This is a genomic window from Micromonospora sp. CNZ280, from assembly GCF_011759515.1.
This window is the reverse complement of record NZ_JAAOYP010000001.1, coordinates 2,150,510-2,173,556: the sequence shown is the minus strand read 5'-3', so window position 1 is coordinate 2,173,556 and position 23,047 is coordinate 2,150,510. Positions and strand designations below refer to the sequence as shown.

Annotated in this window: 26 protein-coding genes; 9 read left to right on the top strand and 17 right to left on the bottom strand. The window is 73.5% G+C overall.

Annotated features, from left to right (window positions below; genetic code table 11):
• Positions 1-281 precede the first annotated feature (281 nt).
• The gene (locus FHX32_RS34965) at positions 282-1,535 is read left to right on the top strand and encodes a MinD/ParA family ATP-binding protein (RefSeq protein WP_486480990.1); all 1,254 of its coding nucleotides are present in this window, start codon (positions 282-284) and stop codon (positions 1,533-1,535) included.
• A 59-nt stretch (positions 1,536-1,594) separates the two neighbouring features.
• Here the strand turns inward: FHX32_RS34965 and FHX32_RS10345 are convergent, their stop codons facing one another.
• The gene (locus FHX32_RS10345) at positions 1,595-2,023 is read right to left on the bottom strand and encodes a DUF3151 domain-containing protein (protein ID WP_088996853.1); all 429 of its coding nucleotides are present in this window, start codon (positions 2,021-2,023) and stop codon (positions 1,595-1,597) included.
• A gap of 241 nt (positions 2,024-2,264) precedes the next feature.
• Between FHX32_RS10345 and FHX32_RS10340 the strand changes: the two genes are divergently transcribed.
• Positions 2,265-3,470, top strand: coding sequence for an SLOG cluster 4 domain-containing protein (locus FHX32_RS10340; protein ID WP_167180550.1), 1,206 nt, complete (start codon positions 2,265-2,267; stop codon positions 3,468-3,470).
• 64 nt (positions 3,471-3,534) lie between these two features.
• On the opposite strand, the gene fbaA is transcribed toward FHX32_RS10340, so the two are convergent.
• Both fbaA and FHX32_RS10330 read right to left on the bottom strand, forming a co-directional pair.
• On the bottom strand, positions 3,535-4,557 hold the full coding sequence (gene fbaA, locus FHX32_RS10335) for a class II fructose-bisphosphate aldolase (RefSeq protein ID WP_167180548.1): 1,023 nt from the start codon (positions 4,555-4,557) through the stop codon (positions 3,535-3,537).
• 167 nt (positions 4,558-4,724) lie between these two features.
• The gene (locus FHX32_RS10330; RefSeq protein WP_109900954.1) at positions 4,725-5,108 is read right to left on the bottom strand and encodes a phage holin family protein; all 384 of its coding nucleotides are present in this window, start codon (positions 5,106-5,108) and stop codon (positions 4,725-4,727) included.
• Between the two features lie 155 nt (positions 5,109-5,263).
• Here FHX32_RS10330 and FHX32_RS10325 point away from each other — a divergent pair, with 155 nt between their 5' ends.
• Positions 5,264-5,476, top strand: a complete 213-nt coding sequence (locus FHX32_RS10325; RefSeq protein WP_167180546.1) for a hypothetical protein — start codon at positions 5,264-5,266, stop codon at positions 5,474-5,476.
• Positions 5,477-5,481: 5 nt separating this feature from the next.
• Here FHX32_RS10325 and FHX32_RS10320 read toward each other — a convergent pair whose 3' ends face one another.
• A complete protein-coding gene (locus FHX32_RS10320; protein ID WP_167180544.1) occupies positions 5,482-6,549 on the bottom strand; it encodes an LCP family glycopolymer transferase in 1,068 nt (355 codons plus the stop codon).
• Between the two features lie 2 nt (positions 6,550-6,551).
• Positions 6,552-7,031: a SigE family RNA polymerase sigma factor gene (locus FHX32_RS10315; protein ID WP_088996847.1), complete on the bottom strand. Its 480-nt coding sequence runs from the start codon at positions 7,029-7,031 to the stop codon at positions 6,552-6,554.
• 157 nt (positions 7,032-7,188) lie between these two features.
• On the opposite strand from FHX32_RS10315, the gene FHX32_RS10310 reads away from it, so the two are divergent.
• The 6 genes from FHX32_RS10310 to FHX32_RS10285 all read left to right on the top strand — a co-directional run bounded on the left by FHX32_RS10310 (position 7,189) and on the right by FHX32_RS10285 (position 14,484).
• Positions 7,189-7,491, top strand: coding sequence for a hypothetical protein (locus tag FHX32_RS10310; RefSeq protein ID WP_167180542.1), 303 nt, complete (start codon positions 7,189-7,191; stop codon positions 7,489-7,491).
• On the top strand, positions 7,488-7,700 hold the full coding sequence (locus FHX32_RS10305; RefSeq protein ID WP_208418031.1) for an LPXTG cell wall anchor domain-containing protein: 213 nt from the start codon (positions 7,488-7,490) through the stop codon (positions 7,698-7,700). Before FHX32_RS10310 ends, FHX32_RS10305 begins: the two co-directional genes overlap by 4 nt.
• Positions 7,701-7,912: 212 nt before the next feature.
• Positions 7,913-9,493 (top strand): LPXTG cell wall anchor domain-containing protein, encoded by a 1,581-nt coding sequence (locus tag FHX32_RS10300; RefSeq protein WP_167180540.1) that lies wholly within the window; start codon positions 7,913-7,915, stop codon positions 9,491-9,493.
• Between the two features lie 172 nt (positions 9,494-9,665).
• A complete protein-coding gene (locus FHX32_RS10295) occupies positions 9,666-11,099 on the top strand; it encodes a 3' terminal RNA ribose 2'-O-methyltransferase Hen1 (RefSeq protein WP_167180538.1) in 1,434 nt (477 codons plus the stop codon).
• Positions 11,096-13,621 (top strand): polynucleotide kinase-phosphatase, encoded by a 2,526-nt coding sequence (locus FHX32_RS10290; protein ID WP_167180536.1) that lies wholly within the window; start codon positions 11,096-11,098, stop codon positions 13,619-13,621. Before FHX32_RS10295 ends, FHX32_RS10290 begins: the two co-directional genes overlap by 4 nt.
• A 149-nt stretch (positions 13,622-13,770) precedes the next feature.
• A complete protein-coding gene (locus FHX32_RS10285) occupies positions 13,771-14,484 on the top strand; it encodes a VTT domain-containing protein (protein ID WP_167180534.1) in 714 nt (237 codons plus the stop codon).
• Positions 14,485-14,542: 58 nt separating this feature from the next.
• On the opposite strand, the gene FHX32_RS10280 is transcribed toward FHX32_RS10285, so the two are convergent.
• The 12 genes from FHX32_RS10280 to FHX32_RS10225 all read right to left on the bottom strand — a co-directional run bounded on the left by FHX32_RS10280 (position 14,543) and on the right by FHX32_RS10225 (position 23,011).
• Positions 14,543-14,920: an ArsR/SmtB family transcription factor gene (locus tag FHX32_RS10280; protein ID WP_007073957.1), complete on the bottom strand. Its 378-nt coding sequence runs from the start codon at positions 14,918-14,920 to the stop codon at positions 14,543-14,545.
• A gap of 57 nt (positions 14,921-14,977) precedes the next feature.
• Complete coding sequence (gene pyrE, locus FHX32_RS10275; protein ID WP_088996840.1) at positions 14,978-15,517, bottom strand: orotate phosphoribosyltransferase; 540 nt, start codon at positions 15,515-15,517, stop codon at positions 14,978-14,980.
• Positions 15,518-15,684: 167 nt separating this feature from the next.
• Entirely contained in the window at positions 15,685-16,494 is an 810-nt protein-coding gene (locus tag FHX32_RS10270) for an SDR family NAD(P)-dependent oxidoreductase (protein ID WP_167180532.1), read from the bottom strand.
• Between the two features lie 5 nt (positions 16,495-16,499).
• Positions 16,500-17,135 carry a hypothetical protein gene (locus FHX32_RS10265; protein ID WP_167180530.1) on the bottom strand — a complete coding sequence of 212 codons (636 nt, stop codon included), beginning with the start codon at positions 17,133-17,135 and terminating at the stop codon, positions 16,500-16,502.
• 71 nt (positions 17,136-17,206) lie between these two features.
• Positions 17,207-18,079, bottom strand: coding sequence for a hypothetical protein (locus FHX32_RS10260; RefSeq protein WP_167180528.1), 873 nt, complete (start codon positions 18,077-18,079; stop codon positions 17,207-17,209).
• Between the two features lie 84 nt (positions 18,080-18,163).
• A complete protein-coding gene (locus FHX32_RS10255; RefSeq protein WP_167180526.1) occupies positions 18,164-19,732 on the bottom strand; it encodes a polyamine aminopropyltransferase in 1,569 nt (522 codons plus the stop codon).
• Entirely contained in the window at positions 19,729-20,526 is a 798-nt protein-coding gene (locus tag FHX32_RS34960; RefSeq protein WP_167180525.1) for a hypothetical protein, read from the bottom strand. Before FHX32_RS34960 ends, FHX32_RS10255 begins: the two co-directional genes overlap by 4 nt.
• Positions 20,526-20,948, bottom strand: coding sequence for a DUF350 domain-containing protein (locus tag FHX32_RS10245; RefSeq protein ID WP_167180524.1), 423 nt, complete (start codon positions 20,946-20,948; stop codon positions 20,526-20,528). The genes FHX32_RS34960 and FHX32_RS10245 overlap by 1 nt, the downstream gene beginning before the upstream one ends.
• Before the next feature lie 52 nt (positions 20,949-21,000).
• Positions 21,001-21,426, bottom strand: coding sequence for a DUF4247 domain-containing protein (locus FHX32_RS10240; protein WP_167180523.1), 426 nt, complete (start codon positions 21,424-21,426; stop codon positions 21,001-21,003).
• Positions 21,423-21,929 carry a DUF2617 family protein gene (locus FHX32_RS10235; RefSeq protein WP_167180522.1) on the bottom strand — a complete coding sequence of 169 codons (507 nt, stop codon included), beginning with the start codon at positions 21,927-21,929 and terminating at the stop codon, positions 21,423-21,425. Before FHX32_RS10235 ends, FHX32_RS10240 begins: the two co-directional genes overlap by 4 nt.
• Entirely contained in the window at positions 21,926-22,552 is a 627-nt protein-coding gene (locus FHX32_RS10230) for a DUF4178 domain-containing protein (RefSeq protein WP_167180521.1), read from the bottom strand. The genes FHX32_RS10235 and FHX32_RS10230 overlap by 4 nt, the downstream gene beginning before the upstream one ends.
• A 246-nt stretch (positions 22,553-22,798) precedes the next feature.
• The gene (locus FHX32_RS10225) at positions 22,799-23,011 is read right to left on the bottom strand and encodes a hypothetical protein (RefSeq protein WP_208418803.1); all 213 of its coding nucleotides are present in this window, start codon (positions 23,009-23,011) and stop codon (positions 22,799-22,801) included.
• Positions 23,012-23,047 lie beyond the last annotated feature (36 nt).

The window sequence follows — 23,047 nt, the reverse complement described above, 5'->3', positions numbered from 1 at the left end:
CGGCGAGCCCTCCACCGGGGCCGGTCCCGGGCCCGCCCGGCCCGGCTGGCGGCGTCGCCGGCTCGCGCCACGAAACGTCGCCGGGCCTCGGGTCGCCGGCCGCGGCACCCGCCCCGGTGCACGGCGCCAGCACGGCGACCCGGCACGGCCACGCCGTCCCGCAGCAGACCACCGCCCCCAGTCGGGAGGGCGGAACAGCCAGCCAGCCCGGCGAAGCGACCCCGCAGCAGGCCAGCACCCCGACTTCAGCGGTTGGAACGACCGGCCAGCACGGCGGGACCGTGCCACAGCAGACCGGTGGCGTTGCGTACCCGCCGGGCGGGGCCGTGGGCGGGGAGCAGCCGCCGGCGCTGCCGCACCCAGCCACCCCGGAGCCGGCCGACCCCATGCAGGACGCGCCGCCCGCCCTACCGGCGGACGCGCCGGCCGGCCCACGGCAGGACGCGCCGCCGCCGGGGCCGTTCCCGCCGCAGCCGGGCTGGTATCCGCCGGGCTGGCAGCAGAGCCCACCGCAGGCCGGCCCCGCCCCGCAGCAGCCGTACCGGCCGGCGTACGGGGTGATCCGGGTGTCGCCGGCGCAACCGGACCCGGGCTGGGGTCCGGCGGCGACCGCGCCGCCGACCGCCGAGGACTTCGCCCGGCGCCGGCAGGTACGCCCGGCCGACCCGGTGGCCACCATGGGCGTACGGGCGGTGTTCAACAAGGTCGGGTTGCGCCTGCCGCCAGGGCGACACGAGCTGGGCCTGAAGCGGGACATCGAGATGGTCCGGCGCAACTTCGGCGGGCTGCGCCAGGTGACCGTGGTGAACCCGAAGGGCGGCGCCGGCAAGACGGTGGCCATCCTGCTGCTGGCCATGACGTTCGGCCAGAAGCGCGGCGGCTACGTGCTGGCCTGGGACAACAACGAGACCCAGGGCACCCTGGGCATGCGCGCCCAGCAGGACTTCCACGCCCGTACGGTCCGGGACCTGCTGCGTGACCTGGGCCAGTTCCAGGGGGCGCACGGGCGGATCGGCGACCTGTCGCAGTACGTCCGGTCGCAGGGCGAGGGGATGTTCGACGTCCTCGCCTCGGACGAGTCGGCCACCGGCGGCGAGATGCTCACCGCCGCCGCGTTCGCCGAGATCCGCGAGGTGGTCAGCCGCTTCTACAAGCTGATCTTCGTGGACACCGGGAACAACGTCCGGGCGCAGAACTGGCAGGCCGCGATGGACGCCACCGACCAACTGGTGGTCACCATGTCGGCCCGCAACGACTCTGCCGAGACGGCCGCCCGGATGCTCGACCACCTGGAGCAGAGCGGACGGCAGCGGCTGGTCCGGCAGGCGGTCAGCGTGGTCTCGATGCCCCCGTCCCGCAAGGAGATCGACCTGCCGGCGATCCAGGAGCACTTCGCCGCTCGCACCCGGGCGGTGCTGCTCGCCCCGTACGAGCGGCTCATCGACACCGGCGAGCCGATCCGGTACGGCGCGCTCTCCGCGGCTACCCGGGACGCGTGGCTCAAGATCGCCGCAGCGGTCGCCGAGGGGCTGTAGGCACCGCCCGACGCCAGCGGCCGGCCGGCCCGGAATCCAGGGCCGGCCGTCGCACCGGGTCAGTTGCTGGCCAGCGCGTCCGCGGCGGCCGGGTCGCAGTCCCGCAGGAACTGGGCGCAGCGGGCCGCCTCGTCCGCCTCGCCGATCGCGTCGGCCGCCCGGGACAGCACGTAGAGGCAGCGCAGGAAGCCCCGGTTCGGCTCGTGCGACCACGGCACCGGGCCGTGCCCCTTCCAGCCGCTGCGGCGCAGCTGGTCCAGGCCCCGGTGGTAGCCGGTGCGCGCGTACGCGTACGCCGGGATCACCTGGCCCTCGGCGAAGGCGCGGGCCGCCAGCGCGCCCCAGCCTGCGCTGTAGCTCGGGAATCGCGCCGCCACCTCGGCGTACGCCTGGTCGCTGCCGGCCTGCTCGGCTGCGGACAGGGCGGCGTCGGCCTCGTCGTGCGCGGGGAGGAGGGTGGCCGGTGGCTCCGGCAACAGGTTCTGCATCGTCCCATTCAACCCGCTTCGCACACCGATACGCGAGGGGGTCGGGCAACCGGGATGGCTGAACGGCTGAGGAGTTGGTCACGCCTGCGGCCTATGCCGCCGTCAAGAATTTTCCACTACAACTATTGGTCCGGAGCCTCCCCAGGACCCGGTAACGCAGGAGCCCGGTGGCCGCAGCCGCCGGGCTCCTGTCGTCCGGCCCAGGTTTTGCCGGCTGGACGGCGTTGGGCACGATGATCCGGTGCCGACTCCACCACCCGCGGACGTCATCGAGCCGCACATCTGCACCGACGAGATCGAGACCCGCGCCGCCTTCGACGAACGGCTCGCCACCGGCAGCCTCGCCGGCCTGACCGTGCAGGGTCTCCGGCTCGACCTGGACCCGGTGCCCGACCTCACCGCCGTCACGGTCACCGGCACCCTCTTCGTCGGCTGCCGGTTCGCCAACCGGGAGGTCGGCGCCGACCTGGTCCGGCGCGGCGCGAACGTGGTGCCGCCGTTCTCCGGGCTGCCGTACCCGACGCAGCCGTCGCATCTCTACACCCCGGAGGACCTCGCCGCCGGCTTCGCCGAGGCCGGGTTCGCCGGGATGTACGACACCCGGGTCTACGAGCACTTCCGCGCGCACGGCGGGGCGCTGCCGGAGGTGAAGGAGGCGCTCGGCCAACGGCTGCACGACCACGGCGTGGACAACGCGCTGGCCGACGCCACCCGCGCCTGGCTGGCGGAGCACGGGCCGCAGTCGGTGGTCGGGGTGATGGGCGGGCACGCCGTGCCGCGCGGCAGCGTGCCGTACCGGATGGCCGCCGTGCTGGGCTGGGAGCTGGCCCGGGCCGACCGGCTGGTGGTGACCGGCGGCGGGCCCGGCGTGATGGAGGCGGCGAACCTCGGCGCCTATCTCGCTCCCCGCCCCGCCGAGGAGCTGACCGCCGCGATCGACCTGCTCGCCACGGCCCCCGACTTCACCGACCACGACCGCTATACGGCGGTCGCGCTCCAGGTCCGCGACCGGTACGCGCCGCCGGCCGGGCCCCAGCAGCGCGGCCTGGACCTGGACTGGGCGCGCACCGGCGGCCTGGCCATCCCCACCTGGCTGTACGGGCACGAGCCGGCGAACCTGTTCGCCGGCCGGATCGCCAAGTACTTCTCGAACGCGATCCGGGAGGACACGATCCTGCGGCTGGCCCGGGGCGGGATCGTCTTCGCCCCGGGCCGGGCCGGCACTCTCCAGGAGGTGTTCCAGGCGGCCACGAAGACCTACTACGGCACCGACGGGGCGAGCGGGGCGTACGTCTTCCTGGACCGTGCCTACTGGACCCGGGAGCTGCCGGTGGAGTCGCTGCTGCGGCCGCTGCTGGCCGCCTCCCCGTTCGGCGACCTGTCGGCGACCGTGCACCTCACCGACGACGTGCACGAGGCCGTCCGGGTGCTCACGGCGAGCGCCTGACCGGGCCGGGAACGCCGACGGCCGGCTCCCCGGGCGGGGGCCGGCCGTCGCGGGCCTCAGCCGGTCACTTCATCTTGGTGCCGGTCGAGCGCAGGGCCTCGCAGGCCTCCACGACCCGGGCGGCCATGCCGGCCTCGGCGGCCTTGCCCCAGACCCGCGGGTCGTACATCTTCTTGTTGCCGACCTCGCCGTCGACCTTGAGCACGCCGTCGTAGTTGCGGAACATGTGGTCCGCGACCGGCCGGGTGAAGCAGTACTGGGTGTCGGTGTCGATGTTCATCTTCACCACGCCGTAGTCCAGCGCCTCGCGGATCTCCGAGAGCAGCGAGCCGGAGCCGCCGTGGAAGACCAGGCTTAGCGGCTTGTCCTTGCCATACTTGGCGCCGACCGCCACCTGAATGTCGTGCAGCACCTGCGGGCGGAGCTTGACGTTGCCCGGCTTGTAGACGCCGTGCACGTTGCCGAAGGTCAGCGCCGCCATGTAGCGGCCCTTCTCGCCGAGGCCGAGCGCGTCGACCATGGCCAGGCCGTCGTCGACGGTGGTGTAGAGCTTCTCGTTGATGGCGTTCTCGACGCCGTCCTCCTCGCCGCCGACCACGCCGACCTCGATCTCCAGGACGATCTTGCCCTTGGCGGCCTCGGTGAGCAACTGCTCGGCGATCTCCAGGTTCTCCGCCACCGGCACGGCCGAGCCGTCCCACATGTGCGACTGGAACAGCGGCTCCTCGCCCCGCTGCACCCGCTCCTGGGAGATCTTCATCAGCGGCCGGACGAACTTGTCCAGCTTCTCCTTGGGGCAGTGGTCGGTGTGCAGCGCGATGTTCACCGGGTAGTTCTTGGCGACCTCGTGCGCGTACGCGGCGAACGCGGCGGCGCCGGTGACCATGTCCTTCACCGACGGTCCGGAGAGGTACTCGGCGCCACCGGTGGAGACCTGGATGATGCCGTCACTCTCCGCGTCGGCGAAGCCCTTCAACGCGGCGTTCAGCGTCTGCGAGGACGTCACGTTGATCGCGGGGTACGCGTACCGGCCGGCCTTGGCGCGGTCCAGCATCTCCGCGTAAGCCTCGGGGGAAGCGATGGGCATGTCGAACGCTCCTTACTAACCGCTGTCGGCCGTGCTGGCCGCTGTTGTCCATTGGGTGCGCCGGACCGCGCTGTCCTCCGCCGGCAGTATCCCGTAGGAGCGCCGCGCCGGCACAACCGACCCGGTACGCGCCCGCACCGCGGATTCGCAGGGCCGGACGGGTGCCGTCACCGGGCCTCCCACCGGTCCGGCAGGACCACGCTGATCAGCCAGGTCACCACGGCCATCACGATGGCACCCCAGAACGCCGCCCAGAAACCGTCCACCTGGAACGGTAGGTCGAGCGCCCCGGCGATGGCGTCGGTGAGCAGGAACAGCAGCGCGTTCACCACCAGTGCGAACAGGCCGAGGGTCAGCAGGTAGAAGACACAGCCGACCACCTTGATCAACGGCTTCAGCACCGCGTTGACCACACCGAAGATCAGCGCCACGACCACCAGCGTGAGCGCGTCGTCGCCGCCGGACCGGCCGCTCACCTCCACCCCGGGCACGATCAGCGTGGTGATCCACAGCGCGACGGCGGTGATCGCCAGCCGGATCAGGAAGCCCACCGTTCCATCCTGGCACCGGGCCCACCGGCCGGTGGGGCGATTCCGCCGACTGGGCGTGTCCCCGCGGGCCGGCCTTCCACCCGCGTTGCGAGCGGACGACCGGCGCAGCCCGTACGGTGTGTGGTGACCGTCCGCCGAGATCCAGGGAGGGACTGATGGGTCAGCCCGACGAGGACTTCGCCCCCAGCGACCACCTCACCCCGGAGGAACGCGACCCGGAGGCGGAGCCGGCCGACGCGGTCGAGCAGGCCGCGTCGATCGACCCCGCCGACGGCGACACCGAGCCGCACCGGGGCCTGGAGGTCGACGACTGGGACGCGATGGAGCAGGCCCGGGTGGTCGCCGGTGACGAGGACGACTACCGCTGACCGGGTCAGCGGAGCCTGGTGACCCGCTCCGGCTGCTGCGCGGCCCACTGCGCCAGCCGGTCCTCGCGTAGCGCGGCGAGGAAGGCCGGGGCGGCCTTCGGGTCCGGGCGCAGGGCCCAGCGGTCGCCCTTCGTCGATTCGACGGCCGGGAGGTTGAGGCCGACCGGTTCGACCGACGCCAGCTCGGGGACCACCTGCAGCAGGTCCAGCGGCGATCCGCCGGTGGTGGCCACGGTCAGCTCCGGTCCGATCTCGGCGACGAGCCGGGAGAGCCGCACCGGATCGTGCAGCACGCCCTGCTCACCGGTTCGCCGGATCAGGCCGGCCGCGAAGCGCTGGGCGTTGCGGTCCCGGTCGAGCCCGCCGTCGGGCAGGTCCCGGCGCTGCCGGAGCAGGTCGAGGGAGGCCCGGCCGTCGAGGCGCTGGCAACCGGCCGGGAAGACCCGGTCGGTGTGGCTCGACCGGACCCGCTGCGGCAGGCAGACCTCCACCCCGCCCAGCAGGTCGGTCAACTCGCGCAGCACCGAGAAGGTGAGCACCGCACCGGCGTCGACGCGTACGCCGGTCAGGTCGGCCACCGTCCGCCGGGTCAGTTCGTAGCCGCGCGCCAGGTCGAGCCCCCCGTCCACCCGTGCGCCGTACGCGGCGGCCGTGTTGAGCTTGTCCCGTCCGTGGCCCGGGATGGCCACCTCCAGGTCCCGGGGAAGGGAGACCAGGTACGGCCGGCTGCGGTCGGCGGGAATGTGCACGAGCAGCACCGAGTCGGCCCGCGGGGGTATCTGGCCCCCGCGCGAGTCGATGCCGAGCAGCAGCACGTTCAGCGCCCCGGCGGGAGCGCGCCGGCCCGGCTCGGTGAGCAGGGTGGCGTCCTCGGCGACCCGGTCGGGGGTGAACTGCGGTATCCCGACGCCCAGCAGCGCGAGCAGGGCGAGCGCGGCGGTGCCGGCCCGCAACCGCCGTCGGCGGCGGCGCCGGACGGCGACGAGCCGCGCGATCGTGGCCCGCACCGGGCCGGCGGGCGGGGCCAGCGGCTCGTGCCGGGCAAAGGCGGCACGCAGGTCGTCTTCGATCACGGTCAGGCCTCCACGTATTCGGCGCGCAGCGTGGCCAGGGCGCGGGAGATGGACGAGCGGACGGTGCCGACGGCGCAGCCCAGGATGTCGGCGATCTCGGCGTCGGGCAGGTCCTCGTAGTAGCGGAGCACCAGGGTGGCCCGTTGCCGGCGGGGCAGCCGGGCGAGCCAGGACCAGACCTGGTCCCGGTCCACCGCGTGCTGGGCGTGGTCGGCCGGCGCCGGCAGCGCGTCGTCGGGCTCCGCGCGCAGCAGCACCCGCCGCATCCAGGAGCCGCGGCGCCAGTCGACGTACTGGTTGGTCAGCATCCGGCGTACGTAGCGCTCGGGCGAGTCCGCCCGCGCCACCCGGCGCCAGTTGAGCTGGACCCGCACCATCGTGTCCTGTACCAGGTCCTGTGCCTGGTGCGGGTCACCAGTCAGCATGACCGCGTACCGCAGCAGCGCGGCCAGCCGCGAGTCCGCGAATTCCTCGTACGTCACTGCACCTCCCGGGCTCTGCCCCAGTTGACGGGTGCGGGTCGGCGGAACGTTGCGATCGGGTTGCGATCGGCCCGCCGGCCGGGCACGGCGGTCCCCGGGTACAGCGATTTCCGTGAGAGCCTGACCACGCTCCGCTGTCAATCGGGAGGACGTCATCATGCTCCGGCACTCCGTCCGGCGCTGGCTCGCCGGGATCGCCATCGCGGCCGGATTCGTCGCCGTCGGTGCCGTCCCCGCGACCGCCGCGGCCGGGCAGTTGCGGATCGCGTCCCGGGACGTGCTCGTCGCGCCCGGGCACAGCACCCTCGGCCAGATCGACGTCCGGTTCGACGGTTACCCGGCACCAGAGAAAGTGCCGGTGACCATCGAGATCGACGCGTCCGAGGCGGCGGCGTTGGGCGGCTTCGAGCTGACCGAAAACGGGTGGGACTGCGCGCGCGACCGCGACGTCGTGCGGTGACCGTCGACGTGCCGGGCGACCTGAACGCCGCCAACGACACGGCCCGCATCACCGTCACGCCGCGTGCCGGCGGCACGGGTGGGGACGGCGGTTCGCTGCCGATCACCGGCGGTTCCACCGGCCCGATCGCCGGCCTCGGCGCCCTGCTGCTCGCCGCAGGCAGCTCCGGCTACCTGCTGACCCGACGCCGCACCCGCTTCGTCGCCTGATCTCCCGCCAGGCCGTTCGCTGGTCCGAAGAAAGTCACGTTCCAGCGTGGTGCGGCGACAGCGCGCCACGGCACCGTCCGGACGTTGCGGTGCTTCTGCTCAACCATTCGGTCGATATTCGCTGGTAGGGCCGCTTCCGGTCAGCGGCGCGCCTTAACGGCTCCTTAAGATCCACGGGCTCCACCTGTCACCCCCACGGGAGGAACCCCCCAATGCTCAAGAACTCCACCCGGCGTTGGCTCGCCGGGTTGGGCGTCGCAGGCGCGTTCGTCGCCGCCTCCGCCACCCCCGCGTCCGCCACCGGCGACGCCGGGACAACGCTCACCGACGCGAAGGCGGCCGAGGGCTTCGCGCTGTACGCGAACCCTGTGATCGTCGCTCCCGGCGGACCGGAAAAGGGCATTTCGCTGTACTCACTGGTGGACGAGCCGTTCACCACCTACACGGTGAAGGTGGACCGCAGCGCCGTCGACGGCTTCGCCGAGGTGCAGCGCCCGGATGGCCCCGGCTCCTGCACGGAAACGGACGCCGTCATCACCTGCACGGTCAAGAACGACGCTGAGCCGGACCTCGACCTGCTCTCCCTCCTGGTCCTGCCGCGGGCCACCGCCAAGGCCGGGCAGGAGGGTGAGCTGGAGTTCACCGTCACCGCTCCGGACGCCGGTACCGCCAGCTACCGCTCCACCATCACAGTCGGCGAGGGGGTCGACCTGACCTCGGAGCCGTTCCTCCAGTTGACCGGCACCCCGGGCAGCACGGTGAACTCCCCGCTGTCAGTGGGCAACCAGGGCGCGGCGGATGCTCGCGGCGCGGTGCTGTTCTTCTTCGGCTCGTACGGTCTCGCACCCGCGAAGCGATACGAGAACTGCGAGTACTTCGACAACTTCGACACCTGGTCCTACGCGTGCACGCTCCACGGCACGGTAGCGGCGGGTGGCGGTGCCCGGCTGGACGACTCCTTCGGCTTCGCTGTCCCCAGTGATTCGTGGGCGCCGAACAACGACTACGGCTTCGCCAGCTGGCTCACCCCGGCGGACTGGGCGGCGTTCCGGGCCCAGGTGCCCGATTTCGGCAAGAGCGTGAAGGGCGACGAGGGCATTCTGAAGCTCGAGCCGTCGGTCGCCGCACGCTCCCTGACCCGGTCGGTGCCGCAGAGCGACGTGGACCCGTACAACAACGAAACCAGCATCCAGCTCGCGGTCAAGGGCAAGCAGAAGGCGGATGTGGCGGCCAACGGCGCCGCCGTGGACGGTGCGGTCGGCGAGATCGTCCCCGTCACGGTCGGCTTCACCAACAACGGGCCGGCGGCGGTCAACGCCGGTGGCGAGCACGGCATCTACACCATGGCGCTGGTCACCCTGCCCAAGGGCACCACGGCGGTCGAGGCGCCGGGGAACTGCGCCGACGCTGAGGGCGAGTTCGGCCCGGATTCCGGCAAGCCTGGCGCGGCGGCTTACGCATGCTTCGTGCCTGAGGTGGTGGGCAGCGGCAAGAAGGTGGAGTTCCCGTTCTCTCTCCGCATCGATCAGGCCGGCAGCCTGACCGGCCAGGTCGAACTGTTCCACGGCGGGCCGGACGAGACCGCGGTCAAGGACCTGAACGCGGCAAACGACACCGCCAAGATTGTGGTCAACGCGACCGGTGGCAACGGCGGCGGCGACGGTGACGGTGGCACCCTGCCGATCACCGGTGAGTCGACCGGCCTGATCGCCGGCATCGGCGCTCTGCTGCTCGCCGCCGGCGTCGGCGGCTACCTGGTGGCCAAGCGCCGCCGCACCCGCTTCGTCGCCTGATCCAACCCCCACCAACACCGGTGCCCCGCCGCCCCCGTCGGCGGGGCACCCCTTTTCCCCGGACCACCACGGGTTTCCGGGGGAGCCCCCCACCGCAACCACCCGAAGCCCCAAAGACCACGCCCCGAAAACGGGACGACGCAAGATCGAAGGCGCTGACACCATTGGGCGCGTGCTGCTCACCCTGACCACGACCCACCGGCCGGCGACCGACCTCGGTCACCTGCTGGTCAAGCACCCCGACCGGGCGCACTCCTTCGACGTGCCGGTGGGCACCGCGCACGTGTTCTATCCGGAGGCCGGCGAGCAGCGCTGCACGGCCGCCCTGCTGCTGGACGTCGACCCGCTGCGGCTGGCCGGCGGGCGCCGTCGCGGCCGGCAGCCGGCCCCGGACGGCTTCACCCTCGGCCGGTACGTCAACGACCGGCCGTACGCGGCGTCGAGCCTGCTCTCCTCGGCGCTGTCCAAGGTGTACCGCTCGGCGCTGCGCGGCGAGTCCCGGGAGCGGCCGGAGCTGGCCGGTACGCCGATCCCGCTGGAGGTCAACGTCCCGGTGCTGCGCTGCCGCGGCGGCGCCGACGTGGCGGCCCGGCTCTTCGCCCCGCTCGGCTGGGCGGTCACCGCCACCGCCATCCCGCTCGACGAGCAGCACCCGGAGTGGGGCGACAGCCGGTACGTCGACCTGACCCTGACCGGCACCGTGCGGGTCGCCGACGCGCTCAACCACCTCTACGTCCTGCTGCCGGTGCTGGACGACGCGAAGCACTACTGGGTGGCCCCGGACGAGGTGGACAAGCTGCTCCGGGCCGGTGCCGGCTGGCTGGCCGACCACCCGGAACGGGGCATGATCACCCGCCGGTACCTGGCGCACCGGCGGGCGCTGGCCGGGCTGGCCCTGGCCCGCCTCGCCGAGCAGCGGCTGGCCGACGAGCCGGCCGCCGACGAGCCGGACGCGGTGGATGAGAGCGCCGCCGAGGGCAGCGTGCGCCAGCCGTCGCTGGCCGCGCGCCGCCGGGAAGCGGTCCTCGCCGCGCTCACCGAGGCGGGCGCGAGTCGGGTGCTCGACCTGGGCTGCGGCGGTGGCGCGCTGCTCGCGGCGCTGGTCGGCGACCGCCGGTTCACCGAGGTCGTCGGCACCGACGTGGCCACCCACGCGCTGACCCTGGCCGCCCGGCGACTGCGGCTCGACCGGCTGCCCGAGCGGCAGCGCGACCGGGTCCGGCTCTGGCAGTCCGCGCTGACCTATCGGGACGACCGGCTGCGCGGCTACGACGCGGCGGTGCTGATGGAGGTGGTCGAGCACGTCGACCCGGCCCGGCTGCCGGCGCTGGAGGACGCCGTGTTCGGTCACGCCCGTCCCGGCACGGTCGTGGTGACCACGCCCAACGTCGAGTACAACGTCCGCTACGAGGGCCTGCCGGCGGGCCGGTTCCGGCACCCGGACCACCGGTTCGAGTGGACCCGCGCCGAGTTCGCCGCCTGGGTCGACCGGGTGGCGCGGAGCTACGGGTACCCCGCCGTGATCCGCGGGGTCGGCGACGACGACCCCGCGGTCGGCGCCCCGACCCAGCTGGCCGTGTTCACCCGGAAGGAGGAGGGACGATGACCACCCTCGACATCCCCGAGCTGGCGCTGGTGGCGCTGGTCGGCATCTCCGGTTCGGGCAAGTCCACCTTCGCCCGCCGGCACTTCGCGCCCAGCCAGGTGCTCTCCTCGGACACCTTCCGGGCGATGGTCGCCGACGACGAGAACGACCAGTCCGCCTCCGCCGACGCGTTCGACGCTCTGCACCACGTCGCCGCCACCCGGCTGCGGCGCGGCCGGCTCACCGTGGTGGACGCGACCAACCTCCAGCCGCACGCCCGGGCCGCCCTGGTGCGGGTGGCCCGCGAGCACGACGTCCTGCCGGTGGCGATCGTGCTGGACGTGCCGGAGGCGCTGGCCTGGGAGCGCACCGGTGCCCGCGCCGACCGCACCTTCGGCCGGCAGGTGCTCGCCCGGATGCAGCGCGACCTGCGCCGCTCGTACGGGCAGTTGGCCCGGGAGGGCTTCCGCAAGGTGCACGTGCTGCGCGGTGTGGACGAGATCGACGCCGCCGAGATCCGCTACGAGAAGCTCTTCAACGACCGGCGCGAGCTGACCGGGCCGTTCGACATCGTCGGCGACGTGCACGGTTGCCGGGCCGAGCTGGAGGCGCTGCTGACCCGGCTGGGCTGGCAGCTGCACCGTGACGAGCACGGCCGGCCGGTGGACGCGACGCACCCGTCGGGGCGTACCGCCGTCTTCGTCGGTGACCTGGTGGACCGCGGCCCGGACTCGCCCGGCGTGCTGCGCCTGGTGATGGGCATGGTCGCCGCCGGGCACGCGATCTGCGTGCCCGGCAATCACGAGCAGAAGCTGCTGCGCCGGCTGCGCGGCCGCAACGTGCGGCTCACCCACGGCCTGGCCGAGACGATGGAGCAGCTGTCGACGGAGCCCGCGGGGTTCGTGGCCGACGTGGCGGCCTTCGTCGACGGCCTGGTCAGCCACTTCGTGCTCGACGGCGGTCGGCTGGTGGTGGCGCACGCCGGGCTGAAGGAGGAGTACCAGGGCCGCGCCTCGGGGCGGGTGCGGGCGTTCGCGCTGTTCGGCGAGACCACCGGCGAGACCGACGAGTACGGCCTGCCGGTGCGCTACCCGTGGGCGCGCGACTACCGGGGCTCGGCCATGGTGGTCTACGGGCACACGCCCACCCCGGAGCCGGAGTGGGTGAACAACACCATCTGCGTCGACACCGGCTGTGTCTTCGGCGGCCGGCTCACCGCGCTGCGCTACCCGGAGAAGGACCTGGTCTCGGTGCCGGCGGAGCGGGAGTGGTACGCCCCGGTCCGCCCGCTGACCGCCGCCCCGGCCCGACCCGACCTGGTGCTGGAGCTGACCGACGTGACCGGCCGGCGGCACGTCGAGCACCCGTACGGGTCGCTCACCGTGCCGGCGGAGAACGCCGCCGCCGCGCTGGAGGTGATGAGCCGGTTCGCGGTGGACCCGCGCTGGCTGGCCTGGCTGCCGCCGACGATGGCGCCCTGCTCGACGTCGCAGCGCGACGGCTTCCTGGAGCACCCGGCGGAGGCGTTCGCCGACTACCGGGCGGCCGGCGTGGACCGGGTGGTCTGCGAGGAGAAGCACATGGGCTCGCGGGCGGTGGTGCTGGTCTGCCGGGAGCCGGACGTCGGCCCGTTCGGACCGGGCGGCGGGGTGGTGCACACCCGCACCGGGCGGCCGTTCTTCGGCGCGCCGCTGGACGACGAGCTGCTCAGCCGGGTCCGCGCGGCGGTGACCGCGGCGGGCCTCTGGGCCGAGCTGGACACCGACTGGCTGCTGCTCGACTGCGAGCTGCTGCCCTGGTCGGCCAAGGCGGGCGGGCTGATCCGCGACCAGTACGCCGGGGTCGGCGCCGCCGGCCGGGCCGCGCTGCCGGCGGCGCTGACGGCCCTGGACGCCGCCGCCGGTCGGGGCCTGCCGCTCGGTGAGCTGCGCGACCGGGTGGCCCGCCGCCAGGACGAGGTGCTGGCCTACTCGGCCGCCTACCGGGCGTACGTGGGCCCGACCGACGGGTTGCGCGGGGTGACCCTCGCCCCGTTCGCGGTGCTCGCCGGAGCGAAGACCAGCCACGCCGACCGGGACCACGGCTGGCACCTGGCGCTGGCCGACCAACTCTGCGCCGCCGACCCGGAGTTCTTCACCCCGACCCGGCGGCAGGTGGTGGACCTCGCCGACGCCGACGCGGTGGCCGCCGCCACCGACTGGTGGCTGGCGCTCACCGCGGCCGGCGGCGAGGGCATGGTGGTCAAGCCGTACGCCGGGCTCGCCGCGCGCGGCGAACGGGGCTCGCTGCTCCAGCCGGGCATCAAGTGCCGGGGCCGGGAGTACCTGCGGATCATCTACGGTCCCGGCTACACCGAGCCGGAGCAGTTGGCCGCGCTGCGCGGCCGGTCGCTGGGGCGCAAGCGCGGGCTGGCGCTGCGCGAGCACGGGCTGGGGCTGGCGGCGCTGGACGCCCTGGTGGCCGGTGCGCCGCTGTGGCGCCGGCACGAGCTGGTCTTCGCGATCCTGGCCTGCGAGTCGGAGCCGGTCGACCCGCGGCTGTAGGCCGGCCGGCGGGGCGTACCGGCGGGTATGGTCGCCGACCAGCGGGGGCGGCCGGGGCACGGGTGTGACGTCGAGCACCGCCGCGTGGGACGGCCACCTAGACTACGGACGTTCCGTCACCGACCCGGCATTCATTCGGAGGTCAGCTCGTGCCGACGCCCACCACCACCCTGGCCCTGGGGCCGAGCTGGCTCGATCCAGAGGTGTTGATCTCGACGTTCGGGCTGCTCGGCATCCTGGTCATCGTCTTCGCCGAGTCGGGCCTGCTGATCGGCTTCTTCCTGCCGGGCGACTCGCTGCTGTTCACCGCGGGTCTGCTCACCGCCGACGGGAAGTACATCACCTGGCCGCTCTGGCTGGTCTGCCTGCTGATCACCATCGCGGCGATCGCCGGCGACCAGGTCGGCTACGCGTTCGGCCGCAAGGTCGGCCCGGCGCTGTTCCGCCGGCCCAACTCGCGGCTGTTCAAGCAGGAGAACGTCCTCAAGGCACACGACTTCTTCGAGAAGTACGGCGCCCGCTCGATCGTGCTGGCCCGGTTCGTGCCGATCGTGCGGACCTTCACCCCGATCGTGGCCGGGGTGAGCCGGATGAACTACCGCACCTTCGTGACCTACAACGTGATCGGCGGGATCCTGTGGGGCACCGGCGTGACGGTGCTCGGCTACTTCCTCGGCCAGATCCCGTTCGTCAAGGCGAACATCGAGCTGATCCTGATCGCCATCGTCGGCATCTCGGTGGTCCCGATCGTGGTCGAGCTGCTCCGGGCCCGCATGGCGGCCAAGCGCGGCACCACCCCGCAGGAGCGGGCGGCGGCCGAGGAGGCGATCCGGGAGACCCGCGAGCACTACGGCAAGCACTGACCGGCCCGGCCGTCCGGCGCCGTCCCGGACTGGGATGGCACCGGACGATCGGTACGGGTCAGCGAGCCTTCTTGGTGGCCCGCTTGCGCGGCGGGGTCAGCAGATCGGCGATCGTGGCGATCGCGGTCGGGACCAGCCGGTAGTACGCCCACACACCACGCTTCTCCCGCTCCAGCAGGCCGGCCTCGGTGAGGATCCGCAGGTGGTGGCTGACCGTCGGCTGCGAGAGGCCGAGCGGCGCGGTCAGGTCACACACGCACGCCTCGCCCTCGGGCGCCGACTGGATCAGGCTGAGCAGCCGCAGCCGGGCGGGGTCGGCGAGGGCCTTGAGGACCCCGGCGAGACGCTCGGCATCGGCACGTTCGATCGGCTCGCCGGCAAGCGGCGAGATCTGAGGCATAGTCATTTCAGCCAACGCAGTTCCCACGTATTCCATCCTTCCACCAGCAGCATCGATCCGCCTGCATATCAGCAGATCCGAATCGGCAGACTTTTACGCCACAAGGCCGAGGTCAGCCAACGTATAGGCCGCCCGATACGGCAATCCGGCGGCTCGCACCGCGTCGCCGGCGCCTCGATCAACAATAACCGCCACACCCACCACCTCGGCCCCGACCTCACGAAGGGCCTCGACGGCGGTCAACACACTCCCCCCGGTGGTGGAGGTGTCCTCCACCGCCAACACCCGGCGCCCGGCCACGTCCGGACCTTCGATCCGGCGCTGCAACCCGTGCGCCTTGCCCGCCTTGCGGACCACGAAGGCGTCCAGCGGGCGATCAGTTTCGGACGCGGCGTGCAGCATCGACAGCGCGATCGGATCCGCGCCGAGGGTCAGCCCACCCACCGCGTCGTACGCCCAGTCGGCGGTGAGGTCACGCATCACCCGGCCGACCAACGGCGCAGCCTGGTGATGGAGCGTGACGCGCCGCAGATCGACGTACCAGTCGGCCTCACGCCCGGAGGAGAGCACCACCCGTCCGTGGACCACAGCCAGGTCGGTAATGAATTTACGCAGGTCGTCGTGGGCCCCCATGGCGATAGAGGGTACTGCGGAAGTCTGTGGGCCGCGTGCGGGGTCCACCTGGATCCACCCTGCGGGCGAAAGATGGGTGGCGATGTCCGGCTACGCTGAGCAACCACGGGCGTTACGCGGCCGGACGTCTGACGAGCGGCCGGCTCGGCCGGCCGGGGCGTGCCGGGTCAGCCGTTCTCGCGGCCGATCCGGCCCCGGGTGTCCCGGGAGACCACCTCGAGCAGCCGCCGCGGCGCGTGTCGCAGGCCGGCCACGGCCAGCTTGTACTTCCACGCCGGAACGCTGACCAGCTTGCCTTTCCGCAGGTCACGCAGGGCTTCGTCGACAACGTCGTCGGCCCGCAGCCACATCCACTCCGGCGTCTTCGACATGTTGATGCCGGCCCGGTCGTGGAACTCGGTGCGGGTGTAGCCGGGGCAGAGCGCCATCACCCGCACCCCGAACGGCCGGGCGGACTGGCCCACCGACTCGCTGAAATTGGTCACCCACGCCTTGCTGGCCGAGTACGTCGACCCCGGCATCACGGCCCCGAACCCAGCGACGGAAGAGACATTTATCACTGCCCCGTGCCGGCGTTCGGCCATCGGCCGAAGGGCGGCCAGGGTCAGTCGCATCACCGCGTGCACGTTGAGCCGGAGCAACCGGGACTCGTCCTCGACGGACGACCGCAGGAACGGCGTGTTCAGGCTGATCCCGGCGTTGTTCACCAACAGCTCGACCGGGGGCTCGGCGGCGAGCCGGCGTTCCACCGCGGCGCATCCGTCGTCGGTGGACAGGTCGGCGGGGATGGTCTCCACCGTCCGGCCGTACCGGCCGGTCAGCTCCGCGGTCATCTCGGCCAGGCGGTCGGCGTCCCGGGCCACCAGCACCAGGTGCCAGCCGTCGGCGGCGAGGCGGCGGGCGAAGGCCGCGCCGATGCCGGCCGTGCCTCCGGTGATCAGTGCCCGTCGCTCGGTGTCGGGCTGGTCGACGGTCACGGGCCTCACCTGGGCGGATACGGGGGCGCGAGGGGCGCCGCGGGCGGCTGCTGCCGAGCGGTCGGCCCGACCGGCGGGCGCCGGCGGAACCACGCGTTCGCCGCCGGCAGGGCCAGCAGCGCGGCCACCACAAGGTAGCCGAGCACCTGGCCGACGGAAAGCCCCGCGTTGACCGGCAGCCACCAGCCCGGCTGGGCGTCGCCGAGCAGGGTCAGCAGCTCGGCGGTGGCCCGCTCGTCGGCGCCCAGCCGCAGCGGGGCGGCCCGCTGCCCGACCAGCACCGCCAGCCCGCAGCAGCCGAGGATCAGACCCAGCCCGCTGACCACCCAGGTGCCCGTCCGCGCGCCGGAGCGGCCGGCGAGCAGGCCGACGGCGAGGCCGGCGAGGAGCAGGCCGACCAGCAGGCTCACCACCGCGGTGAGCACGGTGGACACCCGGAGCAGGGTGACCATGCCGTCGATCTCGTCGGGTCGGGCCGAGGTGCCGGCGGCGGCCGCCCGGAACTCCGCGACGGCCCCGCCGAGGGCGAGCAGGCCGGCCACGGCGTACCCGACCGCGGCCACCGCCATCACGGCCAGCACCGCGGCGGCCAGCACGACCACTGCCGGGCGACGGGCCGGGGCCTGATCGGGGTACGACACGACGAGTCCCTCCGGTAGGCGTCGGATGCAACCTACTCGGAGGGACCGTCGGCGTCGTCGTTATCCGGGGCTCAGCTGACCGGTGGCGGGGTCGGGCCGGGGCGGTCCGACCCGGGCTGCCCACCCGGCTGTTCCGGGCCGCCGGGCTGCCCACCCGGCTGCTGCGGGCCGCTCGGGTACGGCGGCTCGGCCGCGCCGCCCGGCTGACCCGGCGCCGGCGGGTAGCCAGGCTGGCCGGGCGCCGGCGGGTAGCCAGGCTGGCCGGGCGCCGGCGGGTAGCCAGGCTGGCCGGGCGCCGGCGGGTAGCCAGGCTGGCCGGGCGCCGGCGGGTAGCCGGGGTAGGACGCGCCGGGCACCGGCGGCTCCCACACCTGCTTCGGCTTGCGGAAGAACTCGTTGGCCTTCGGCAGCGCCAGCAGGATCAGCGCGGCGAGCAGCGCGAGCAGCGAGATCACCCCGAGCAGCACGGTGACCGGGGTGACCCACGCGGGCAGCCGGTCGTCCAGCATCCGCTGGATCTCCTCGCCGCTGGGCACGTCCCCGTCGGTGCCGCCGGTGGTCCCGCCGAAGCTGCCGGTCACGCCGCCGATCAGGTTGCCGCCGGTGCAGCAGACCATCAGGCCGCCGAGGATCCAGGTGGCGATCCGCGAGCCGTTGCTGCCCCGGTTGTTGAACAGGGCCAGGACCGCGAGGCCGATCGACAGCAGCAGGAACAGGATGCTGGAGGCGATGCCCGCCGCGAACGCGAAGTCCGCGACGTTCTGCATGCCGTTGGCCGAGGTGCCGCTGTACGCCTCGTCCAACACGTCGCGCACGGTGCCGATCGTGGCGAGCGTGATGACGAGGCTGATCACCTGGAGAACAGCGAACAGGATCAGCAGGTAGCTGGATATCGTCACCACGCCCGGCCGTGACCGGGCCGGCTGGTTCTGGGTGTCGACCACGATTCTCCTTCCCTAGATCGCGCCCACACCGTATCGACAACCGGCCAGCGAGGCATGCCACGGCGGCCGGACCCGCCGGGACGGTCAGTAGCCGCGCCACTCCGTGCGGGCGTACTCCAGCACCTTGGGGTGCAGCAGGGTGGAGGCCGGCACGTCCAGCCGGCGCCGGTCGGCCGGGAAGGCCCCGGCCGCGGCCAGGGTCGCCGCGTCGAGGAAGCGCAGCGCCGGCGCGTCGGCCGGCAGCGCCAACGCGGGCGGGGTGGCGCCGGGCGCGGCGAGCAGGAAACCCCAGTCACCGAAGGAGGGCACGTCCACGTGGTACGGCGTGGTGGCGAAGCCCGCCGCACGCAACGACGCCTCGATCGACCAGTACGACCGGGGCGCGAAGTACGGCGACCCGGACTGCACCACCAGCCGGCCGCCGTCGGCGAGCACCGCGCGGACCAGCGCGTAGAACTCGACCGTGTAGAGCTTGGCGGTGGCCGTCTCGTCCGGGTCGGGCAGGTCCGCCACCACCGCGTCGAACCGGTCCGTGGCGGTCCGCAGCCAGGTGAACGCGTCGGCGTGCAGCACCCGCACCCGGGGGTCGTCCAGCGCCCCGCCGTTGAGCCGGCGCAGCTGCGGCTCGCGGCGGGCCAGCGCCACCACCGCCGGGTCCAGGTCGACCACGGTGATCCGCCGGACGTCCGGGTAGCGCAGCAGCTCACGGACCGCGAGCCCGTCGCCGGCCCCGAGCACCAGCACCTCGCCGCGCGGCCCGTTCAGCACCGGGTGCACCAGCGCCTCGTGGTAGCGGTACTCGTCGGCCGAGCTGAACTGGAGGTCGCCGTTGAGGTAGAGCCGCAGGTCGGTGCCGGTGCGGCCGGGTTCGCTGACCGAGCGGGTCAGCACGATCTCCTGGTACCGGCTGCGCTCGGCGTGCACCACCGGGTCCCGGTAGAGCTGCTGGCGGGCGGTCAGCTCGAAGTCGTGCGCGGTCACCCACGCGTACCCGAGGCAGAGGGCGACCACGACGGTGCCGGCGCCGAGCGCGACCCGGGCCCGGCGGCTCAGCTCGCGGCGGAAGACGGTGCAGACCAGCGCGAGCCCGGCGGCGGCGTTCACCGCGCCCACCACCAGCGCCCCCTTGAGCTGGCCGAAGGCCGGCAGGAGCAGGAACGGGAAGGCCAGCCCGCCGAGCAGCGCGCCGACGTAGTCGGCGGCGAACAGGTCGGCGACCGCACTGCCGGCCGCCTGCTCCCGGATCCGTTGCAGCAACACCATCAGCAGCGGGATCTCCGCGCCGATCAGCAACCCGAGCACGAAGGCGGTGCCGACCAGCGCCGGCCCGTAGAGGTCGAGCCAGGCGAAGGCGGCGTAGAGGCCGAGCACCGACAGGCCGCCGAGCAGCGCCAGGGCCAGCTCGACGGCGGCGAACGCGGCGGCCGCGCGGGACTGCAACGGCTTCGCGGCGAGCGCGCCGACGCCCATCGCGAAGACCATCACGCCGAGCACGATCGACGCCTGGCCGACCGTGTCGCCGATCAGGTAGCTGCCGAGCGCGACCAGGGCCAGCTCGTAGACCAGGCCGCAGGCCGCGCAGACGAAGACCGCGAGCAGCACCGCCGCCCGGGCCAGTCGCCAGCGCGGCCGTGCCGGCGCGTCGACGGTCACGCCTTCTCCGAGGTACGCGACGCGGCCGGCTTGCGCCCGGCGCGCTGCGCCGGCACGGTGGCCTGCTTCGCCCGCTGCCGGCGGCGCTGCACGACTCCGACGGTGACCAGCAGCGCGGTGACCAGCAGCAGGCCGGCGGCGGCGAGCAGGTAACCCCAGCGGTCCCGCCACAGGTCGCTGCCGGGGTCGGGCAGCGGCGACGGCGCCGTCGCGCCCTGGGTCGGGGTGGCGGCCGGCTGGGCCACCCCCGCCTCGACGGCGAGCAGCGGCAACATCACGGCGGCCCGGGTGACGGCCCAGCCCGGGTCGTCGACGAAGACCTCCCTGGTGATCCCGAGCCGCTCCAGCCCGTTCTCGATGCGCAGCAGTTGCGACGCGGAGAAGTCGTCGGAGCCGGTGACGTCGACGTAGGCGTTGTCCTCGCTCTCGCTGCTCTCCGACGGGTAGTAGACCCGGACGCCCACCTGCAGCCAGCGGGGGCAGGACGGGTTGTCCTCGACCGCCACCCCGGCGCCGAGGTTGGAGCCGACGCTGACCGGGTCGCCGTAGCCGAAGTAGTCCGTCAACTCCCAGCCGTAGCAGACGCCCTGGCTGGCCGAGGAGCGTGCCAGGACCGCGACGGTGTCGTCGCGCTCCTGCGCCACCGGCGCCGGCACGCCGGTGTCCCCGTCGTTGTTGAGCACCCCGGCGACGACGCAGCCGCCGATCACCACGGCCACGCTCAGCCAGGTGACCCAGACGGCCGCCTTGGAGGTCTTCCGGCCCGTGGCCGGGGCGGGCTTGGCGGTGGCCATCAGCTGATGGCGGCGGCGATGATCGCGCCGGTGGCGAGGTGGACCACGGCCGAGACCCAGACCGCCGGGTGCGGCTCCGGGTCGACCAGCAGCTCGCCCAGCCGGCCCGGGGTGGCCGCGTCGAGCAGCAGGAACGCCGCCGCCATGATGACCAGGCCGAGGACGCCGTACGCGGCCGCGCCGACCAGGCCGAGCGCGAAGTCGTCCTCGCTGGCGGCGATCGCGGCGACCACGATGATGCCCACCCCGGCCAGGTTCGAGGCGAGCAGCAGCGCGGCGTTGCGGTTGCGCTCGTTCCAGATCAGCTCGTTGAGCCTGCCGGGGGTGGCGACGTCCACCAGGACGTAGCCGATGCCCATCAGCAGGACGCCGACCACCCCGTAGGCGAGGGTGACCAGCAGATCGGTGACGAGGGTCTGCACAGGGTTCTCCAGGGTGAGGGGGATCGACGTGCCAGGTACGCAGAAGCCGGGGTTACTTGCCGCTGCCCGGGCCGCCGCCGCGGACCGTGTTGCCACGCCCCCAACCCCAGTGGTTGCCGACCGTGGAGTGGTAGCGCGGGTAGGCGGTGCGCAGCCGTTCGAGCAGGATCACCGAGCCGGTGGCGATCGGCAGGATGACCACCGAGTCGTCGTCGTAGCGCAGGTAGACGCCGCTGCCGTCGACGTACTGGTCGGCCGGCTGCCAGGCGTCGGTGACCTCCTTGGCGACCTGGCTCGGCGACCGGGGCGACGTGTACGCGACCGCGTCGGCACCGATGTCCCGGCTGGACGCCCGCGTGTACCGGTCCTCCACGTAGCCGCGCGGCGAGAAGTTGCCGTAGAAGATGGCGAACGCGGCGACCAGCGCGCCGATGACGGCGAACACCACCCCCACCACGAACCAGCGTCGGTACGTCATCGCAGTGCCACCACCGTTTCGGTCAGGACCAGCTCGTTGGTCTGGGGGTACGCGTGCCAGGTGCGCCAGCCGAGGGTGCCGTCCGGCGGGTCGGGCCGCACCGACAGCGCGGTGACCGCGTCGACGTCACCGGGAAACACCCCGACCAGCGCGTACGGGTCGTCGGCCAGGTCGGTCCGGAGGGCGGCCACCCGGTCCCGCAGGCCACTGCCCGGGGGCCGCAGCACGGTGGCGGTGAACCGGTAGCCGGCCCGCTCGTCGTGCAGCGTGCCGGGCAGTTCGGGGGGCCGGCCGGGCAGGCAGGCCACGGTCTCGGTCAGCGCCGCGCCGGGCGCCCGCAGCACCACCTGGTGCGAGGCGCCGAGCAGGCGCAGCCGCAGCCGGACGTCGCCGGGCAGGTCGAGGTCGAGCACGTGCAGCGCGGGTCGCTCGACGTCGTCGAGGGCGAGGCTGAGGTCGGCGGCGCTGGTGTCGACGTACGGGGCGTGCAGGGTGACGATCACCGGTCGGTCCCGCCCTGCGGGTAGATCATCACCTCGGCCCGGTAGAGCACCTCGCCCCGGGCCACCTCCCAGCCCGCCTCGCCGTACGCCTCGAAGGAGAGCCGGGCGCCGCCGGGGGCCTGGTAGTCGTGGTAGCGCATGGTGCCGTTCGGGTCGAGGCCGGTGGTGCCGGTGGCGGTGTAGCGGGCCTGCCCGGACTCGTCCCAGCTGTAGCGGCGGCCGGCGAAGTCGATGGTCGGGGCGCCCGGGGTGATGGTCGCGGCCGGCTCGGCGGTCCAGAGCACCAGTTCCAGCTCCGGGTCCTCCTCCACGGAGAGCCAGCGGCGCACGCCGGCGGCGTCGTCGAGCAGGTGCTCGGTCCAGCTCCAGCCGCCCTCGACCAGCCGGATCGAGCCGCGCACCGCGTAGGTCACCTGCCGGATCTCCACCAGGTCGCCGGGTTGCAGGCGGCGCGGGTCGCCGCGCAGCGCGTCGGCGTCCCGGTCGCGCAACGGGTCGCCCGGGGCCGGCCGGCCCCGCGGCCGGGACCGGGCACGGCGCAGCGCCACCACCGCGACCACGATTCCGGCCACCCCGACCAGGCACCCCACCGCCGTCGCCAGGTACGCCACCGACCCGTTCACCGAGCACCTCCCCAGGTACGTCGGCGGAGACGGTAACAACCCCGCGCACCTGGCCAGATCAGGTGTCGCACCGGTGCCCGCGCGACTACCCGCAGCCTCCCGGATCGGCGGTCGCCGGCCCGCTCGGCGGGTCGGCGGGTCTGACGTGCCGGGGCGCCGGCGGGCGGGCTCATGGCCGGCACCGTACGGATGCGGGGCCGGTCCCGGCAGGCCCGATCGGGCAGCCTCGGGCCGGCGAATGGATCATCATTCGGCGAGCCGCTCCGTGGCGTACTCGCGCAGCGTGGCGCGGCCCATCACGCAGCCGCTGAACGTGGTGAACTCGCCCGGGTCCTCGGCCAGCGCCAACCAGCCCGCCCGGCCGGCCGCCGGGTCGAGGCGCGCCAGCAGTGTCGCCGCGTACGCCCGAACATGCCCCCATCCTCTCCCCGTCCGGCCCGGCCTCACCCGGATGATCAAGGGGTTTGCGTCAGCGGAAGTCGACTTCCGCGACGC

Coding starts and splice junctions, on each gene's coding strand:
- FHX32_RS10345 (WP_088996853.1), bottom strand. CDS start 2,023: ATGCAGAACCTGTTGCCGGAGCCACCGGCCACCCTCCTCCCCGCGCAC.
- fbaA (WP_167180548.1), bottom strand. CDS start 4,557: ATGCCCATCGCTTCCCCCGAGGCTTACGCGGAGATGCTGGACCGCGCC.
- FHX32_RS10325 (WP_167180546.1), top strand. CDS start 5,264: ATGGGTCAGCCCGACGAGGACTTCGCCCCCAGCGACCACCTCACCCCG.
- FHX32_RS10310 (WP_167180542.1), top strand. CDS start 7,189: ATGCTCCGGCACTCCGTCCGGCGCTGGCTCGCCGGGATCGCCATCGCG.
- FHX32_RS10300 (WP_167180540.1), top strand. CDS start 7,913: ATGCTCAAGAACTCCACCCGGCGTTGGCTCGCCGGGTTGGGCGTCGCA.
- FHX32_RS10290 (WP_167180536.1), top strand. CDS start 11,096: ATGACCACCCTCGACATCCCCGAGCTGGCGCTGGTGGCGCTGGTCGGC.
- FHX32_RS10280 (WP_007073957.1), bottom strand. CDS start 14,920: ATGGAATACGTGGGAACTGCGTTGGCTGAAATGACTATGCCTCAGATC.
- pyrE (WP_088996840.1), bottom strand. CDS start 15,517: ATGGGGGCCCACGACGACCTGCGTAAATTCATTACCGACCTGGCTGTG.
- FHX32_RS34960 (WP_167180525.1), bottom strand. CDS start 20,526: ATGGCCACCGCCAAGCCCGCCCCGGCCACGGGCCGGAAGACCTCCAAG.
- FHX32_RS10240 (WP_167180523.1), bottom strand. CDS start 21,426: ATGACGTACCGACGCTGGTTCGTGGTGGGGGTGGTGTTCGCCGTCATC.